Annotated in this window: 16 protein-coding genes; 12 read left to right on the plus strand and 4 right to left on the minus strand. The window is 62.6% G+C overall.

Going from position 1 to position 16,381, the window contains the following annotated elements:
• Nucleotides 1-11 precede the first annotated feature (11 nt).
• From mnmE to HUK65_RS02080, 5 genes are read left to right on the plus strand one after another with little or no spacing between them, the layout of a single operon-like run.
• The gene (mnmE, locus tag HUK65_RS02060; RefSeq protein WP_179904467.1) at nt 12-1,298 is read left to right on the plus strand and encodes a tRNA uridine-5-carboxymethylaminomethyl(34) synthesis GTPase MnmE; all 1,287 of its coding nucleotides are present in this window, start codon (nt 12-14) and stop codon (nt 1,296-1,298) included.
• A 2-nt stretch (nt 1,299-1,300) separates the two neighbouring features.
• Entirely contained in the window at nt 1,301-3,175 is a 1,875-nt protein-coding gene (gene mnmG, locus HUK65_RS02065; RefSeq protein ID WP_179904468.1) for a tRNA uridine-5-carboxymethylaminomethyl(34) synthesis enzyme MnmG, read from the plus strand.
• Nucleotides 3,165-3,797, plus strand: a complete 633-nt coding sequence (rsmG, locus tag HUK65_RS02070) for a 16S rRNA (guanine(527)-N(7))-methyltransferase RsmG (protein ID WP_179904469.1) — start codon at nt 3,165-3,167, stop codon at nt 3,795-3,797. Before mnmG ends, rsmG begins: the two co-directional genes overlap by 11 nt.
• Entirely contained in the window at nt 3,790-4,614 is an 825-nt protein-coding gene (locus HUK65_RS02075) for a ParA family protein (RefSeq protein ID WP_179904470.1), read from the plus strand. The genes rsmG and HUK65_RS02075 overlap by 8 nt, the downstream gene beginning before the upstream one ends.
• Complete coding sequence (locus HUK65_RS02080) at nt 4,611-5,501, plus strand: ParB/RepB/Spo0J family partition protein (protein WP_179904471.1); 891 nt, start codon at nt 4,611-4,613, stop codon at nt 5,499-5,501. Before HUK65_RS02075 ends, HUK65_RS02080 begins: the two co-directional genes overlap by 4 nt.
• 51 nt (nt 5,502-5,552) lie before the next feature.
• On the opposite strand, the gene HUK65_RS02085 is transcribed toward HUK65_RS02080, so the two are convergent.
• Complete coding sequence (locus HUK65_RS02085) at nt 5,553-7,523, minus strand: methylmalonyl-CoA mutase family protein (protein ID WP_179904472.1); 1,971 nt, start codon at nt 7,521-7,523, stop codon at nt 5,553-5,555.
• A 77-nt stretch (nt 7,524-7,600) separates the two neighbouring features.
• The gene (locus HUK65_RS02090) at nt 7,601-7,858 is read right to left on the minus strand and encodes an amphi-Trp domain-containing protein (RefSeq protein ID WP_268839230.1); all 258 of its coding nucleotides are present in this window, start codon (nt 7,856-7,858) and stop codon (nt 7,601-7,603) included.
• 202 nt (nt 7,859-8,060) lie between these two features.
• Here HUK65_RS02090 and HUK65_RS02095 point away from each other — a divergent pair, with 202 nt between their 5' ends.
• The 7 genes from HUK65_RS02095 (at nt 8,061) to HUK65_RS02125 (ending at nt 14,637) form a co-directional block, all read left to right on the plus strand.
• A complete protein-coding gene (locus HUK65_RS02095) occupies nt 8,061-9,482 on the plus strand; it encodes a 1-acyl-sn-glycerol-3-phosphate acyltransferase (protein WP_179904473.1) in 1,422 nt (473 codons plus the stop codon).
• Nucleotides 9,483-9,590: 108 nt separating this feature from the next.
• A complete protein-coding gene (gene ccrA / locus HUK65_RS02100) occupies nt 9,591-10,883 on the plus strand; it encodes a crotonyl-CoA carboxylase/reductase (RefSeq protein WP_179904474.1) in 1,293 nt (430 codons plus the stop codon).
• Nucleotides 10,884-11,045: 162 nt separating this feature from the next.
• Nucleotides 11,046-11,249 carry a hypothetical protein gene (locus tag HUK65_RS02105; RefSeq protein ID WP_179904475.1) on the plus strand — a complete coding sequence of 68 codons (204 nt, stop codon included), beginning with the start codon at nt 11,046-11,048 and terminating at the stop codon, nt 11,247-11,249.
• 129 nt (nt 11,250-11,378) lie between these two features.
• Nucleotides 11,379-12,917, plus strand: a complete 1,539-nt coding sequence (locus HUK65_RS02110; RefSeq protein ID WP_179904476.1) for an ATP-dependent DNA helicase — start codon at nt 11,379-11,381, stop codon at nt 12,915-12,917.
• An 80-nt stretch (nt 12,918-12,997) separates the two neighbouring features.
• Nucleotides 12,998-13,234, plus strand: coding sequence for an Lrp/AsnC ligand binding domain-containing protein (locus HUK65_RS02115; protein WP_179904477.1), 237 nt, complete (start codon nt 12,998-13,000; stop codon nt 13,232-13,234).
• A 1-nt stretch (nt 13,235) separates the two neighbouring features.
• Complete coding sequence (locus HUK65_RS02120; protein WP_179904478.1) at nt 13,236-13,979, plus strand: SDR family oxidoreductase; 744 nt, start codon at nt 13,236-13,238, stop codon at nt 13,977-13,979.
• A gap of 178 nt (nt 13,980-14,157) precedes the next feature.
• Nucleotides 14,158-14,637, plus strand: a complete 480-nt coding sequence (locus HUK65_RS02125) for an Hsp20 family protein (RefSeq protein WP_179904479.1) — start codon at nt 14,158-14,160, stop codon at nt 14,635-14,637.
• 60 nt (nt 14,638-14,697) lie between these two features.
• Here the strand turns inward: HUK65_RS02125 and HUK65_RS02130 are convergent, their stop codons facing one another.
• Nucleotides 14,698-15,294, minus strand: a complete 597-nt coding sequence (locus HUK65_RS02130; RefSeq protein ID WP_179904480.1) for a GNAT family N-acetyltransferase — start codon at nt 15,292-15,294, stop codon at nt 14,698-14,700.
• Nucleotides 15,295-15,435: 141 nt separating this feature from the next.
• Nucleotides 15,436-16,350 carry an AAA family ATPase gene (locus tag HUK65_RS02135; protein WP_327787014.1) on the minus strand — a complete coding sequence of 305 codons (915 nt, stop codon included), beginning with the start codon at nt 16,348-16,350 and terminating at the stop codon, nt 15,436-15,438.
• Nucleotides 16,351-16,381 lie beyond the last annotated feature (31 nt).

Raw genomic sequence — 16,381 nt, forward strand, 5'->3', positions numbered from 1 at the left:
GAAGGGTCCGTATGGATACGATCTATGCCTTGGCCACTGCGCGGGGGCGCGCCGGGGTCGCCGTAATCCGAGTATCCGGTCCTGCGGCCTGGGACGCTGCAACTACACTCGCCGGGACGGGATTGATGCCAAGGGTGCCCAGCCTGCGAAAGCTGCGGGGCGCATGTGGCTCGGTACTGGATACCGGCCTGGTGCTGTTGTTCGAAGACGGGGCGAGCTTTACCGGAGAACGGGTTGCCGAACTGATGATCCATGGCAGTCCTGCGGGAGTGGCAGCTGTCGAAGGAGAGCTGGGGCGCATGCCTGGTCTGCGCCATGCTGAGGCCGGGGAGTTCACCCGGCGTGCGCTGGCAGACGGTCGCCTTGATCTGGTGCAGGTCGAAGCTTTGGCGGATCTTGTTGATTCTGATACAGAATTTCAGCGTAAACAGGCCATCCGCCTTCTTGAAGGCGCTGCAGGCAAGACGATCGGCCAATGGCGTGGAAAGCTGGTGCGTGCGCTTGCACTGCTTGAGGCTGGTATAGACTTTGCTGAAGAGCAACTGGGCGATTTCATGGGGGAAATCTCGGCCAATCTTGAGCAGGTCATTCGAGAAATCGATACGGAACTGGATGGGATGCGTGCCCGGGAGCGCATACGCTCTGGGTTCGAGGTGGCGATTCTCGGGCCGGTGAATGCCGGGAAGTCGACACTGCTCAATGCCCTGGCGGGGCGTGAGGCTGCCATCACATCACATATTGCCGGAACCACTCGCGATGTCATTGAAGTGCAGATGGACCTTGGCGGGTTTCCCGTGACCTTGCTGGATACGGCAGGTTTGCGTGACAGTGACGACGAGATCGAGCAGATCGGTATCGCGCGGGCAAGACAGCGCGCCGATGACGCTGATATCAGAGTTATCCTTCTGGAGCATCGGGGGGCTGATCCCGCGGTGCCTCCTCGCGCTGATGATATTGTTATTGTTGGAAAAGCCGACATTCAGGCGGCTGGCTCTGGTGGGGTATCCGGTGTGACGGGCCAGGGGATCGATCTGCTGCTGCAGAGACTGGAAGACCGGTTGCAGGAGCGCGTGACTCCGGACGGGTTTGCTGTGCGGGCCCGCCATGAACAAGGGTTGAGAGCCGCGCGCGACCGCCTCGAAAAGGCCTTTGGCTGCGTCCAGGATGTTGATGGAATGGTGGAGTTGGCAGCTGCGGATATATCTGCGGCGGTTCACGCCCTTGATTCATTGATCGGGAAGGTCGATGTTGAAGATCTGCTGGATGATATCTTTGCCAGTTTTTGCATCGGCAAGTAGGAGTGTTTCACGTGAAACAATTTGACGTCATTGTCGTTGGAGGTGGGCACGCTGGGGTGGAGGCAGCTGATGCCGCGGCACGCATGGGTGCGCGCGTGGGGCTTGTAACGTTCCGGAGCGCGGATCTGGGTGTGATGTCATGCAATCCGGCAATCGGCGGGCTCGGAAAGGGGCATCTGGTCCGCGAAATCGATGCGATGGATGGGCTCATGGGCCGGGCGGCAGATTTTGCGGGTATCCAGTTTCGGCTATTGAACCGAAGGAAAGGTCCAGCAGTTCAAGGTCCCCGCGCGCAAGCGGACAGATCTAGATACGCAAGCTTTATCCGGAAAGCCGTTACGTCGCGCAAACAGCTTACGGTCATTGAAGTAGAGGTTACTGCACTTGAACTGAGCAAAGGCGTTGTTTCAGGCGTGCGGCTGGCCGACGATTCAGTTTTGATCGCGCGATCGGTGGTGCTGACCACTGGAACCTTCCTGCGCGGGCGGATTCATATCGGCGACAGTGCTCATGCCGGGGGGCGTGTGGGAGACAAGGCTGCCCATCGGCTTGCCGAGCAGATGCTTTCCATGGATCTGCCATTAGGGCGCCTGAAGACGGGAACGCCGCCGAGGCTTGACGGCCGTAGCATTAAATGGGGCGCGCTTGAGATGCAGCCGGGTGATGATGACCCTCAGCTGTTTTCCTTCCTTTCCGGCAATCGACCGGTCGCGCAACAAGTTGCTTGCGGCATTACGGAAACCAACCCCGAAACCCATTCGATTATTTCAGAGAACCTGTCATCCTCGGCAATCTATGGCGGGTTTATCGAAAGCAGTGGCCCCCGGTATTGTCCGTCAATCGAGGATAAGGTGGTACGGTTCGCGGAAAAATCGTCACATCAGATCTTTCTGGAACCTGAAGGGCTGGATACCGATATCGTGTATCCGAATGGTATATCGACCTCCCTTCCGGCCAATGTTCAGAACGCTTATGTCAGGACAATACGAGGCTTGGAGCATGCGAACATAACCCAGCCAGGGTATGCGATCGAGTATGACTTCATCGACCCAAGATCGCTTCATTCGAGCCTGGAGACCCGGTATTTCCAGGGTTTGTTCCTTGCGGGTCAGATAAACGGCACGACAGGTTACGAAGAGGCCGCTGCGCAGGGACTCGTTGCTGGTATCAACGCAGCGGCATGTGCGCTGGGCAAAGAGCCCTTCGTGCCGAGCCGAACCAACAGTTATATTGGCGTCATGGTCGACGACCTGACAACGCGCGGTGTCAAGGAGCCGTACAGGATGTTCACCTCCCGCGCCGAGTATCGTCTGTCGATCCGCGCCGACAATGCGGACCAGAGATTGACACCGATTGGCGAAGATTTGGGCTGTGTATCTGAAGAACGGCGAGCGGTCTTTCTTCGCAAGATGGAAAAACTTGAAGCAGCAAGAGAAGTTCTGACCAATGCGTCCTTCACGCCGTCGCAATTGTCTCAGAAGGGTATCTCGGTGCGGCTCGATGGTGTGCGCAGATCTGCGATGGATCTTCTGTCACAAAAAGAGTTCGGGTTTGCCGAGATCGCTTGTCTGCTTCCATCCGTAAGTGATCTTGACTCCGATACTCGTGCACAGCTGGAGCGTGAGGCGCTGTATTTCCACTATATTCAGAGGCAGAATGCCGAAATCGAAACTGTCCAGCGCGAGGAGGCGCGGCTCATACCGAAGGACTTCGATTACGGCGCCATTGCAGGTCTTTCCAACGAGCTGAAGGTGAAGCTGGAGTCCTTGCGCCCGGACTCGGTTGCTCAGGCGTCAGGGATCGAGGGCATGACACCGGCTGCGCTGGTCTTGATTGTTGCCAGGCTTCAGGTCCAGGCGCGGCGAAATGCGTCCTGACGTTGCTGCGCTCAGCGCCGCGTTGGGCCAGAGTGTTTCACGTGAAACAGTAGAACGGCTCGATGAATACGGCGCACTTCTGGTGCGTTGGAATCAGCACGTAAATCTTGTTGCGCGCTCAACGCTGCCCGATCTGTGGCGCCGACATATTGTCGATTCTGCCCAGTTGTACATGCACGCACCGAAGCATGCGAAGAGCTGGGTTGACATTGGCGCCGGTGCCGGCCTTCCAGGGCTGGTCATCGCGTGCGTTGCAAAGGAATTGAATGCCGATCTGAAGGTCATGCTGATCGAAAGCGACGCCCGCAAATGCGCCTTCCTTTCCGAAGCAAGCCGCAGGCTTTCCCTTTCCGTAAGGATCCTCAACGCGCGGATCGAGGAGGCCCCCCCGCAATCTGCTGCCGTAGTGACCGCGCGCGCGCTTGCCCCTTTGTCACAGTTGCTTCCGCTTGTCGCGCGTCATATGGCGCCTGACGGTGTCGCGCTTTTGCCCAAAGGACGGTCGTATCGCCAGGAAGTCGATGCAGCGCTTGTATCCTGGTCATTTTCGTATGAAATACATCCAAGCCGAACAAGTCAGGACTCGGTGATCTTGAAGCTGGAGTCACCTTCCCGTGTCTGATGCTACTGATAACACCAGCCCACGCGTGATAGCTGTCGCCAATCAGAAGGGTGGGGTAGGCAAGACTACAACTGCCATCAACCTTGCTGCTGCATTTGCAGAGCGTGGTCAGAACACCCTACTGCTTGATCTGGATCCGCAGGGGAACGCGTCTACCGGCCTCGGGGTCCTTCCTGAAAGCCGCGACCTGTCCACCTATGATGTTCTGATGGGCGAAGCGCCGCTGGAGCGCGCTATGCAAATGACCGGTATTCCAGGTCTTTGGTTGTGCCCGGCAAATTCTGACCTGTCGTCCGCAGATATGGCGCTGTACTCCAATCAGAACCGGACATCGATGTTGCGCGATGCGTTGCAGCAACCGCTTTTGGGCGATTCGGCGCTGGACTATATCTTTATCGATTGCCCGCCCTCGCTCAGCCTGCTGACGATCAATGCTCTTGTCGCGGCGGATACGGTCCTCGTGCCTCTGCAAAGCGAATTCTTCGCGCTCGAAGGCCTCTCGCAGTTGATGCTGACCATCCGCGAGATTCGGCAGACCGCAAATCCGGACCTCCGGATCGAAGGAATCCTTCTGACCATGTATGACCAGCGCAACAACCTGTCACAACAGGTTGAGTCTGACGCGCGCGACAATCTTGGAGCCCTTGTCCTGAACACGATGATACCGCGAAATGTCCGGCTGAGCGAGGCGCCATCCTTCGCCATGCCAGTGCTGAATTACGACACCGCATCGCGCGGGGCGGTTGCCTATCGTGCCCTCGCCCGTGAATTGCTCATCAAGCACCAGAAGCTCAAACCTGCGGAGACCTCCCAATGACTGACAAGAAACCGGAGCGCCGCGGTCTGGGACGCGGGTTATCGGCACTTATGGCAGATGTTGGGACTGATGTGCTGAACACAACAACATCTGCTACATCTTCGGGCGCTCAGTTGGTTCCGGTCGAATCCCTGGCCCCCAATCCGGACCAGCCACGCCGCGCCTTTGATCCTGAGTCCCTTGAAGAGCTTGCTGCCTCCATTCGCCAGAAGGGGATCATCCAGCCGTTGATCGTCCGCGCGACCCCGGGTCAGCCCGGCCACTATGAGATTGTCGCGGGCGAACGTCGCTGGCGGGCCGCGCAGCTAGCCAAGCTGCATGAAGTGCCTGTCCTGCTGCGGGAATTCACCGATACCGAAGTGCTGGAAATCGCGATCATCGAGAATATCCAGCGCGCGGATCTGAACCCGGTCGAAGAGGCGGCGGGCTACAAGCAACTTGTAGAACGCTTTGGCCATACCCAGGAACACCTGGCCGAGGCGATGGGCAAGAGTCGCAGCTATATTGCGAACCTGCTGCGATTGCTGAACCTGCCGCAAGAGATCCAGACATACCTGCGTGACGGCCGCTTGTCGGCCGGGCATGCCCGCGCCCTGATCACCACGCCCAATCCGTCCGAGCTGGCGCGTCAGGTGATCGCCAAGGGGTTATCGGTGCGCGAAACCGAAGCTCTGGCCCGAAACCCGGCGAAACCGCGCAAGCGCAGCAAACCCCAGTCCAGCGAAAAGGATGCGGATACCCGGGTGATCGAACAGGACCTGTCTGCCAACCTGGGAATGTCGGTGGTCATAGATCACCGCGCCGGGGGCGAGGGGCGTCTGACCATCCAGTACAAGACACTGGAACAGCTTGACCAGCTATGCCAGCTTCTCTCCACCGCACGGTGAACCCGGCTCCAGGCCGATCCTGGCCCGCGGTCATGACCGGCCAGACAGGTTTCAGGCAGCTACCAGTCCCTTTTCGGACAGAGTCACGATATCCATCATGATCCGGTTCAGTTCGAAATCCTTGGGCGTGTAGATCGCGGCCACGCCCAGCGCCCGCAGGCGGACTGCATCGGCTTCGGGGATGATGCCTCCGACAATCACCGGCATGTGCTCCAGGCCGGATTGCCGCAACTTCTCCATCAATTCGGCCACCAGCGAGACATGGCTGCCTGAAAGGATCGACAGGCCCAGAACATGGGCATCCTGGGTGCGGGCCGTTTCCAGGATCTCATCCACCGTCATCCGTATCCCCTCATAGTGGATGTTCATCCCGCAATCGCGCGCGCGCGCGGCGATCTGCTCGGCGCCGTTTGAATGCCCGTCCAGCCCCGGCTTCCCCATGACGAATTTCAGACGCCGCCCCAGGCGTGCGCTGACGGCGTCGACGGCTTCGCGAATCTCCTCCAGGCCCTCGGTCCGGTTTGAGATCGCCTGCGACACCCCGGTTGGCGCGCGGTATTCCCCAAAGGTGGCCCGGATAGCTCCGGCCCATTCGCCAGTGGTCACGCCCGCGCGTGCAGCCTGCAGCGATGCCGGCATGATGTTCTCGCCATTGCGCGCGGCGGCCTGCAGCGCCTGCAGCGCCGCGCGCACGGCGGCTTCGTCACGGTCTGCCCGCCAGGCCCGCAGGCGGGCAATCTGGTCGGCCTCGGCCTCGGCGTCGGCCTTCATGATGGCGTCATCGCCCGTGGTCAGGGGGGAATCCTCGGTGGTCGTGTAGCGGTTCACCCCCACAACCACCGTCTTGCCCGCTTCGATCTGAGCGATCCGCGCGGCATTCGAGTCCACCAGTGACCGCTTCATGTGCTCGATGGCCTTGACGGCCCCGCCCATGCTGTCGATCAGCCCCAGCTCATCGCGCGCGCCCTCCTTGAGTTCCGTCACCTTGCGCGCGACCGCCGGGTTTTCATCGAACAGGTCGTCAAATTCCAGCAGATCGGTTTCATAGGCCAGGATCTGCTGCATCCGAAGCGACCATTGCTGATCCCAGGGCCGCGGGAGGCCCAGGGCCTCGTTCCAGGCCGGTAGCTGAACCGCCCGGGCGCGTGCCTTCTTCGACAATGTTACCGCCAGCATCTCGATCAGGATGCGATAGACATTGTTTTCCGGCTGCTGCTCGGTCAGGCCCAGCGAATTGACCTGCACCCCATAGCGGAAGCGGCGGAACTTCGGGTCTTCCACACCGTAACGGGTGCGGCAGATCTCGTCCCACAGCTCGCAAAAGGCGCGCATCTTGCACATTTCGGTGACAAAGCGGATGCCTGCATTCACAAAAAAGCTGATTCGCCCCACCATCGCCGGAAACTCGGCCGCAGGCACCTTGCCCTTCAGATCATCCAGCACCGCCGTTGCCGTTGCCAGCGCAAAGGCCAGTTCCTGTTGTGGTGTCGCCCCGGCTTCCTGCAGATGATAGGAACAGACATTCATCGGGTTCCATTTCGGCATATGCTCCCGGGTCCAGGCGGCTACATCCGTGATCATCCGGAGGCTGGGTTCGGGCGGGCAGATATAGGTGCCGCGGCTCAGGTATTCCTTGATGATGTCGTTCTGCACCGTTCCCTGCAGCCGTGCGACATCGGCGCCCTGCTCCTCGGCCACCACGGTATAGAGGGCCAGCAACCACGGCGCCGTGGCGTTGATGGTCATCGAGGTGTTCATCTGGTCCAGCGGGATCTGGTCGAACAGCATCCGCATGTCGCCCAGATGCGCCACCGGCACACCGACCTTGCCCACCTCGCCACGGGCCAGTTCATGGTCGCTGTCATAGCCGGTCTGGGTCGGCAGGTCGAAGGCCACACTGAGCCCGGTCTGACCCTTGGACAGGTTCCGGCGATACAGCGCATTCGAAGCCGCCGCAGTGGAGTGCCCGGCATAGGTCCTGAACAGCCAGGGTTTGTCGCGTTGGGTGCTGGGGTCGGTCATGCGAGTCTCCGGTATTCAGGCCCTGCGCCTGCAGCGCAACTTTCTTTCCTGACAAATCGCCATGGCGCAACTTAATGTCAAGCAAAAATCGCTGCAATGCGGCATGACCGCCCCGGGGGCCGCTTTACCCCAGCTGTACCCCCCCCCGGGGACCTGAGCCCCGTCCACCACTTCAGCTCTACCTCCAGCGAATGCTGGGTGCCCTTGCTGCCCTTTTCCTCATCCTCGGCCTTGACCTCCATCACCATCTGTCCGGGCAACACCAGCACCAGTTCCTCATTGCCCTGGCGCAGTGTCACGCGGCCGGTTTCAATCTTGTCGGCCAGTGCGCGCAGAAATGCGCTTACTTAGGCGCGGCTCTTGCGCTCTTCACTGCTGAACAGGGTCACTTCACGTCCCATGATGATTGGTCCTTTCTTCCCGGCGCCTTCCAACACTTCTCCGGCTTGTGCCGATCTGCCATGATTTGGCTCAGATTTCGCGCCCGCCCAGACCGAAAGCCGTTGTCTGACTCCTTGTATGGTGTAAAGCGGGCACATGAGCGCGACGGTTGAGCTACCGTATTGGGTCCTACTTCTGGTGCTGGGTTTTGCGGCCGTTGCGGCGCTGGACCGCATCCTTGTGCCTTCGGCGCGGTGGTTTCTGCGCCGGCGCATGCAGCGTGCGGTCGATCGCATCAACCAGAAACTGTCGGTCCCCATCGAACCCTTCAAGCTGATGCGCCGGCAGGATCAGGTCATCCGCCTGATCTACGACCCCCAGGTGATGGAGGCCGTGACCGAATTCGCCCGTGAACAGGGTGTGCCGCAGAACATCGCCTTTGAGCGCGCACGCTCTTATGCGCGCGAGATCGTGCCAGGGTTTTCCACCGCCACCTATTTCGGCTTTGCCACGAAACTGGCGCAAAAGATCAGCCAGGGCCTCTACAGCGTGCATCTGGGGGGGGCGGACAGCCCGGCGCTGCAGTCCATCGACAAGCGCGCAGCGGTGGTTTTCGTGATCAACCATCGGTCCAACATGGATTATGTGCTGGTCACCTGGCTGGCGTCCAAGCATTCGGCGCTGTCCTATGCCGTGGGGGAATGGGCGCGGATCTGGCCGCTCAAGGCGCTGATCCGGGCGATGGGGGCCTATTTCATCCGGCGGCGCTATTCCAACAACCTCTATCGTGCGGTGCTGGCGCGCTATGTACAGATGTCGGTGCAGCAGGGCACGACCCAGGCAATCTTCCCCGAAGGCGGGTTGAGCCTGGATGGCACTGTCGGCAAGGCGCGGCTGGGGCTTCTGCGGTATATCGTGCAGGACTTCAGCCCGGATAGCGGCCGGGACGTGGTCTTTGTCCCGGTGGCGGTGAATTATGATCGGGTGCTTGAAGATCGCGTGTTGATCGCCGCGCAACGCGCCGGGTCACGCCGTTTTCCCGTGCAGCCTCGGGTTCTGGCGCGGTTTGTCTGGGGGGTGATGTGGAAGCGCGTGCGCGGGCGGTTCGAACGCTTCGGTCATGCGGCGGTCTGCTACGGCGCGCCCCTGTCGCTGCGGGATCACCTGCGCAGCAACGCCGACAAGCCGGTGGATACCCTTGCGCAAGAGTTGATGGCGCGCATCCGCATGGCCGTTCCGGTGCTGCCGGTTCCGCTTGCGGCGGCCATGCTGTGCCGGCAGGACGGCCCGCAATCGCGCGCGGAACTGGGCAATGCGGCGGCGGCTTTGGTGGAAACCCTGCATCAGCGGGGGTGCTGGCTGCATCTGCCCGCGGGCGATGTGGCCGAGGCTCTGGATGAGGGGCTTCGCGCCCTGTTGCTGCGCGGGCTGATCACCCGCACGGACGCCGGCTTTGAACCCGTCGCCGAAGAGCGTGGCGCGCTGGAATTCTATGCGGCCTCGGTGCTGCAGCGCGACGCATTGCCCGGCACCGACCTGCCGCGCGGCCTGACCCTCCCCTCACCAGCCGAGACATAAAATTACAATTTCCGCCGATTGGCGGTTGCAATGTTGCGCACCCGATTCTATCCATGCTGCAAGGCCGCATTGATTCTGCGATGCGGCACAGATCAGACGGAGGCAGAAATGGCGCTTGATGTGAATGCTGGGATCGCGGCCTATGACGCGCCCGAAAAAGACCTTTATGAATTGGGCGAGATGCCCCCACTGGGCCATGTGCCAAAGCAGATGTACGCTTGGACAATCCGGCGCGAGCGTCACGGGGAGCCTGAGACCGCGATGCAGGTCGAGGTCGTGGACACCTGGGAGCTGGACAGCCATGAGGTGCTGGTTCTGGTGATGGCCGCAGGCGTCAACTACAATGGGGTCTGGGCCTCGCTGGGTGTGCCGATCTCGCCGTTCGATGTTCACAAGGCGCCGTATCATGTGGCCGGTTCCGATGCCTCGGGGATCGTCTGGGCGGTGGGCGACAAGGTCAAGCGCTGGAAGGTCGGCGATGAGGTCGTCATCCATTGCAACCAGGATGACGGCGATGACGAACACTGCAATGGCGGCGATCCGATGTATTCGCCCAGCCAGCGCATCTGGGGCTATGAAACTCATGACGGCAGTTTCGCGCAATTCACCCGCGCCCAGGCGCAGCAATTGATGCCGCGGCCCAAGCATCTGACATGGGAGGAATCGGCCTGCTACACCCTGACGCTGGCCACCGCCTATCGGATGCTGTTCGGCCATGAACCCCATGACCTGAAGCCAGGCCAGAACGTGCTGGTCTGGGGGGCATCGGGGGGCCTTGGCTCCTATGCGATCCAGTTGATCAATACCGCGGGCGCCAATGCCATCGGCGTGATCTCGGAAGAGGACAAGCGCGATTTTGTCATGGGGCTGGGCGCCAAGGGCGTGATCAACCGCAAGGACTTCAACTGCTGGGGCCAGCTTCCCACGGTGAATACGCCCGAATACAATGACTGGCTGAAGGAAGCGCGCCGCTTCGGCAAGGCCATCTGGGAGATCACCGGCAAGGGTGTCAGCGTTGACATGGTCTTCGAACATCCGGGCGAGGCGACCTTTCCGGTCTCCACCCTGGTGGTGAAGAAGGGTGGCATGGTCGTGATCTGCGCCGGGACCACGGGCTACAACTGCACCTTTGACGTCCGTTACATGTGGATGCATCAGAAGCGCCTGCAGGGCAGCCATTTCGCCCATCTCAAACAGGCCGCTGCGGCCAACCAGCTGATGGTCGAGCGCCGCCTGGACCCCTGCATGTCCGAGGTCCTCCCCTGGGAGGAAATCCCCGAGGCCCATATGAAGATGCGCCGCAATGAGCACAAACCCGGCAACATGGCCGTTCTGGTTCAGGCCCCGCGCACCGGGCTGCGCACCTTCGAAGACACGCTGGAAGCCAGCCGCAACCGCTAAGCGCGCGGAATTCCGCCCATGCACCGGCCGCCCCCCTGGGGGCGGCCGTTCTTGTTGCTAGACTGGGGATCATCAACCATTTCTAAACCACCGGCGGCGTAGTGTTGGCCCATGAACGTTCTTCATTCGTCCAACTGCCCCTCGCACCATCGGAGAGCTGCCTTGCCACATGACTGGATCATCGAGGTTCTTGACGACCTCAGGGCCTATGCCAAGGAAAACAGGCTTGATGCACTGGCCAAGGAAATCGAAGATACGCGGCTGGTTGCACAGACCGAGATCGCATCGAAGCCGGGGTTGCCAGAGGGGGCAGCGGATGGCCCCGTGCAGCCGATTGCACTGGCGCTCCACTACGGTTCCAGGTGACACCTGCCGCTTGATCCCCACGCGTTTCAATGGGTGGGGTTGATGCACGCTTGCCCGTTGCGCCATGAATTGCGCCCGGACCCTCCATCCGCTCTCCAACCCGCCCCGGTTCTGCGCTAGGGTCCGCCCATGCAGAGCCCTGACCGCCCCGTTGAAGCCACCCTGTCCGAAGATCAGGCCGAAGCCTGGGATTCCGTCGCCGAGGTGCTCCGTGGGGTTGGCATCGACCTGTTTGACGGCACTGCGGCCCCTGCGGAAACCGATGGCGGGCGGCTGCTGGCGATCCTGGGCAAGGCCGGGTCGGGCAAGACCATGCTGCTGGCGGCCCTGACCCGCGCGCTGCGCAATGCCGGGGTGGAAACGGTTTCGGGGGATTACGAACCCCGGCACCGCAAGGAACGGCGCACCCTTGCGGTGCTGGCACCCACCAACAAGGCCGCCAGCGTGCTGCGCACCCGTGGCGTGCCCGCCACCACCATTCACCGGATCATCTACACCCCGGTCTATGACCCGGAATACGAAAAGATCGCGCAATGGCTGTCCGAGGACGGCCCCCGCCCGCAGATCGAGGGGCTGAGCGATACGGCGCTGGACCGCGCCGCGGCTTTCTTCGCCTCGGTCCCGTCCATCCCCGGCGCCCTGGCCGCCGCCGGGCTGCGCGGGTCGGATTTCATACGCGGCTGGAAACGGCGTGAGGATCCTCTGGATATCGGCTTTGTCGATGAAAGCTCGATGCTGGATGCCAAACAGCTTGAGGATCTGCAGGAGATCTTCTCCACCCTTGTACTGTTCGGCGACCCTGCCCAGCTGGCGCCCGTGGGCCAGTCCGGTGAAATGGTCTTTGACCGCCTGCCCCAGGGCCAGACCCGGCACCTGTCGCGCATCCACCGCCAGGCTGATGACAATCCCATCCTGGACCTGGCCCACGCCCTGGGCGACCCCGATCTGAGCTTTGAGGACTTCGAACGCCGGATCGAGGCCGCCGCCGCCGCCGATGACCGGGTGAGCGTGGCGCAAAGCGTCAATGCCGGGCTGATGGCGCGCTCTCCGGTGCTGGTCTGGCGCAATGCCACCCGCATCCGGCTGATCCAGGCCTTTCGCACTGCCTATGACGCGCCCGAAACCGAACTGCTGCCCGGCGAGCCGCTGATCTGCGACGGGCTGGAGCTGCCGCTGAAACACCGCAAGAAGCGGATGGACCTGGAGGCACGCGGCCTGATCAAGGGCGCGCAGGCGGTTTATCTGGGGCCGGGGCGGCGGCCGGGGTTTTCACGCCTGCATCTGATGGGGCTGGATGAGCCGCAGATTTCCGTCGCCTCGATCGTCAAGATCGAAAAGGATGTGGACGAAGAACCCTTCATCCCCTTCGCCGCGAATATGGGGGCATCCTTCCTGCACGGGGCGGCTGTGACCATCCACAAGGCGCAGGGTTCGCAATGGCCGCAAGTGCAGGTTTTTGCGCCGGACCTGTGGGCCGCCGCGCGCTCTGGCCGGTCCGAGGCCGGCATCCCGCTGTGGAAGCGCCTGGCCTATGTGGCCATCACCCGCGCCGAACACCGTCTGCTTTGGGTGGTGCGCAACCGCCTCAAACGCCCCGATGCCCCGCTGGGGATCGACGATCTGGAAGCGCCCCCGGCGCCGCTGGCCCTGACCGGCTCCGATGTCTGACCCCTGCCGATGGGCACTGGCGGATCGCGCCGCGCTGTCCTAGGCTGGCCCCTGACCCGAATGCCAGAAACGGATCCGTCATGCGCTGTGTCTTCGTCCAGTTTCGCTGCCACCCCGGCAAGACCTATCAGGTCGCCGACGCCATCTGGGACCGCGAGGTGGTGTCCGAGCTTTATTCGACCTCGGGCGATTATGACCTGATCGCCAAGGTCTATATCCCCGAAGAGGCCGATGTCGGCCATTACCTGACCGACCGGCTGTTCGACATTCCGGGTATCGCGCGGACCCTGACCACCATGACCTTCAAGGCGTTCTGAGATGGCTGACCCCCGCACCATCCTCATCACCGGCGCCAGCGCCGGGATCGGCCGTGACTGCGCCGCGCGTTTCCTGGCCCTGGGCTGGAATGTCGCCCTGATCGCCCGCCGTGCCGACCCGCTGGCGGAAACCGCAGGCGATGCGCCCAACGCGCTGGTCCTGCCCTGCGATGTGACCGACGCGGCCGCGGTTGACGCAGCTTTTGACGAAACCGCCGCCCGCTTTGGCCGGATTGACGTGCTGTTCAACAATGCCGGGCTGATGCCCAAGGGCGCGCTGATTGACGAGCTGTCGCCCGCCGAATGGCGCGCTGCGGTCGAGGTGAACCTGACTGGCATGTTCCTGTGCGCCCGCGCAGCCTTTGCCCGGATGCGACGTCAGGCGCCCATGGGCGGGCGGATCATCAACAATGGTTCGGTCTCGGCTCATGCGCCGCGCCCGGGTTCGGTGGCCTATACCAGCACCAAACACGCCATCACCGGCCTGACCAAGACCTTGGAGCTGGACGGGCGCGCCTTTGATATCACCTGCGGGCAGATCGATATCGGCAATGCCCGCACGGAACTGGCTGAAAGGATCGCCCATGGCGTGCCCCAGGCCGATGGTTCCATTCGCCCCGAACCGATGATGGAGGTGGTCCATGTAACGGATGCGGTGGTGCATATGGCCAACCTGCCCGCCCATGTGAACATCCCCTTCCTGACGGTGATGGCGGCCAGGATGCCCTTTCTGGCGCGGGGCTAGCGCGCGCCGCCCCGGCGCTGACCGGCCATCGTCACTCCGGCGCGGCCCGGGTCTTGAAACAGCGAAAACCGCTCCCCAGATCAGATGCGTCCGGACGCCGACAACGGGTCCGGGCATCGCAACCAGGCCCGTCCATGCCGGAGGGCCGCAGAACCATCGCTCAACGGAGGATGACCCAATGCGAGCATTTGACCCAACCCCGCTTTACCGCGCCACCGTCGGTTTTGACCGGATCGCCGACATGCTGGACCGCGTGATGGCCAGCGACGTGCAGGCCCCCAGCTACCCACCCTATAACATCGAGAAGGTGGATGAGAATGCCTATCGCATCTCGATCGCCGTGGCCGGGTTCAGCGCCGAGGACCTGAATGTCGAGGTGAAGGAGCACGCGCTTCTGGTCAGCGCCCGGCGCGAGGAGACCGATGACGAGCGCACCTTCCTGCACCGGGGCATCGCCACCCGCGCGTTCGAACGCCGCTTCCACCTGGCCGATCATGTCAAGGTGACGGGTGCCACCCATGCCGATGGCATGCTGCATATCGATCTGGTGCGCGAAGTCCCCGAGGCGCTGAAGCCGCGCCGCATCGAAATCGCGCGCAATGCGCGTGACGAGCAGCCGCTGGTGGAAGGCCGGGCCGAAGGGTCCCGCGTCAACTGAATCCCGCGGTGAACCGAAGTCCGGGCGCACCCATCGGGGTGCGCCTTTTGTGATGCGCGCTCAGGCCGGGCGCGGGCGGGTCAGGATGTCGAAGCCGTCATGTTCGGGGCAGGGGCCGGCGGCGACAAAGCCGATCCGCTCCAAAACCCGGCGTGAGGCAGGGTTGTCGCGGTGCACCCGGGCGTATTGCTCGGCCAGCGCGGGCATCATGGCGAAGCACTGGGCCGAGAACCGGGCGACCATGTCGCGTGCGATGCGCTTGCCCCAATAGTCGCGCCCCAGCCAGTAGCCGATTTCGGCCCGGCTGCGATCGGCGCTTCCGGGCGTGAAGGACAGGCGCACCTGCCCCACGGGCTGGCCGTCCAGCACCACGGCGCGGACCAGGTGATGATCTGCGGCGTTTGACAGCGCGATCAGCTGAGCCGCCAGATCGTGGGTCAGCGGGTCGGGGTAGGGGTCTGGCAGATGCGCCCAGACCGCCGGGTCATCCAGCAAGGCGACATAGCGGTCCAGATCGCTTTCGTGCCAGGGGCGCATCAGGGTCATGCCCGGCGGCACCGAGCGTGTGGGCCGGGGGGCCGGGTTCTCGGTCCAGCATGCCTCGGCCGGATCCCAGCTTTGGGCGGCGGGCGTGGTGACAGTGTCGGAGTCGAACATGCTTCCTCTCCGGTCAGGAACGGCTCTGGCTAGAAGTCTCGGACAGAGGTTAACGGAGAATCGGTTACGATTTAATCAAAATCGGAAAAACACATTATCCTGATCGTGGAAACCGGGACACATTCCCGTCAGCGCGAGGTTTCAGCCTGCAGGCTCCAGGGTCGCGCGGGCCTCATCCAGAATGCGTTTCGCCTCGGACCCCTGCAGGCGGGCGATGTCATCCTGGTATTTCAGCACCGCGCCCAGCGTGTCGGCGATCACCTCGGGCGAGAGGGTCAGCACATCCAGCGCCAGCAGGCATTTGGCCCAGTCGATGGTTTCGGCCACACCGGGTTTCTTGAACAGGTCTTCGGTGCGCAGGCGCTGGACAAAGGCCACGACCTCGCGCGACAACCGGGCCGAGGCTTCGGGCGCGCGGGCCTGCAGGATCTCCAGTTCACGATCAAAGCGCGGGTAATCCACCCAGTGATACAGGCACCGGCGCTTGAGCGCGTCATGCACCTCGCGCGTGCGGTTGGAGGTGAGGATGACGATGGGCGGCTCGGGCGCGCGGATGGTGCCCAGTTCGGGGATGGTGACCTGGAAATCCGACAGGGCCTCCAGCAGGAAGGCCTCGAAGGGTTCGTCGGTGCGGTCCACCTCGTCGATCAGCAGCACGGGGGCGCCGCCGGGCTGGGGGCGCATGGCCTGCAACAGCGGGCGTTCGATCAGGAAGTCGGAGGTGAAGAGCGTGTCCCGCAGATGGCTGGCATCCGTGCCGCCCGTAGCCTCGGCGCTGCGAATGGCAACCATCTGGGCGGCGAAATTCCACTCATAGACCGCCTGCGCGGCGTCCAGCCCTTCATAGCACTGCAGCCGGATCAGTCGGCGGCCCAGGGCGGCGGCCAGGGCCTTGGCGATCTCGGTCTTGCCGGTGCCGGCCTCGCCCTCCAGAAACAGGGGCCGGCCCAGGCGCAGCGCCAGAAAAGCCACGGTGCCCAGCGCACGGCCGCAGACATAACTCTGCCCGGCCAGCGCGGTGATGACATCGTCGATCGCGGTGATCCTGTCGGCCACGGTTCCTCCTGCCCCTGTTTGTGGGCAGAGT

It is taken from the genome of Rhabdonatronobacter sediminivivens, from assembly GCF_013415485.1.
GTDB lineage: Bacteria > Pseudomonadota > Alphaproteobacteria > Rhodobacterales > Rhodobacteraceae > Rhabdonatronobacter > Rhabdonatronobacter sediminivivens.

Coding starts and splice junctions, on each gene's coding strand:
- HUK65_RS02110 (WP_179904476.1), top strand. CDS start 11,379: ATGCAGAGCCCTGACCGCCCCGTTGAAGCCACCCTGTCCGAAGATCAG.
- HUK65_RS02125 (WP_179904479.1), top strand. CDS start 14,158: ATGCGAGCATTTGACCCAACCCCGCTTTACCGCGCCACCGTCGGTTTT.
- rsmG (WP_179904469.1), top strand. CDS start 3,165: ATGCGTCCTGACGTTGCTGCGCTCAGCGCCGCGTTGGGCCAGAGTGTT.
- HUK65_RS02080 (WP_179904471.1), top strand. CDS start 4,611: ATGACTGACAAGAAACCGGAGCGCCGCGGTCTGGGACGCGGGTTATCG.
- HUK65_RS02130 (WP_179904480.1), bottom strand. CDS start 15,294: ATGTTCGACTCCGACACTGTCACCACGCCCGCCGCCCAAAGCTGGGAT.
- HUK65_RS02095 (WP_179904473.1), top strand. CDS start 8,061: ATGAGCGCGACGGTTGAGCTACCGTATTGGGTCCTACTTCTGGTGCTG.
- mnmE (WP_179904467.1), top strand. CDS start 12: ATGGATACGATCTATGCCTTGGCCACTGCGCGGGGGCGCGCCGGGGTC.
- HUK65_RS02120 (WP_179904478.1), top strand. CDS start 13,236: ATGGCTGACCCCCGCACCATCCTCATCACCGGCGCCAGCGCCGGGATC.
- HUK65_RS02085 (WP_179904472.1), bottom strand. CDS start 7,523: ATGACCGACCCCAGCACCCAACGCGACAAACCCTGGCTGTTCAGGACC.
- ccrA (WP_179904474.1), top strand. CDS start 9,591: ATGGCGCTTGATGTGAATGCTGGGATCGCGGCCTATGACGCGCCCGAA.
- HUK65_RS02115 (WP_179904477.1), top strand. CDS start 12,998: ATGCGCTGTGTCTTCGTCCAGTTTCGCTGCCACCCCGGCAAGACCTAT.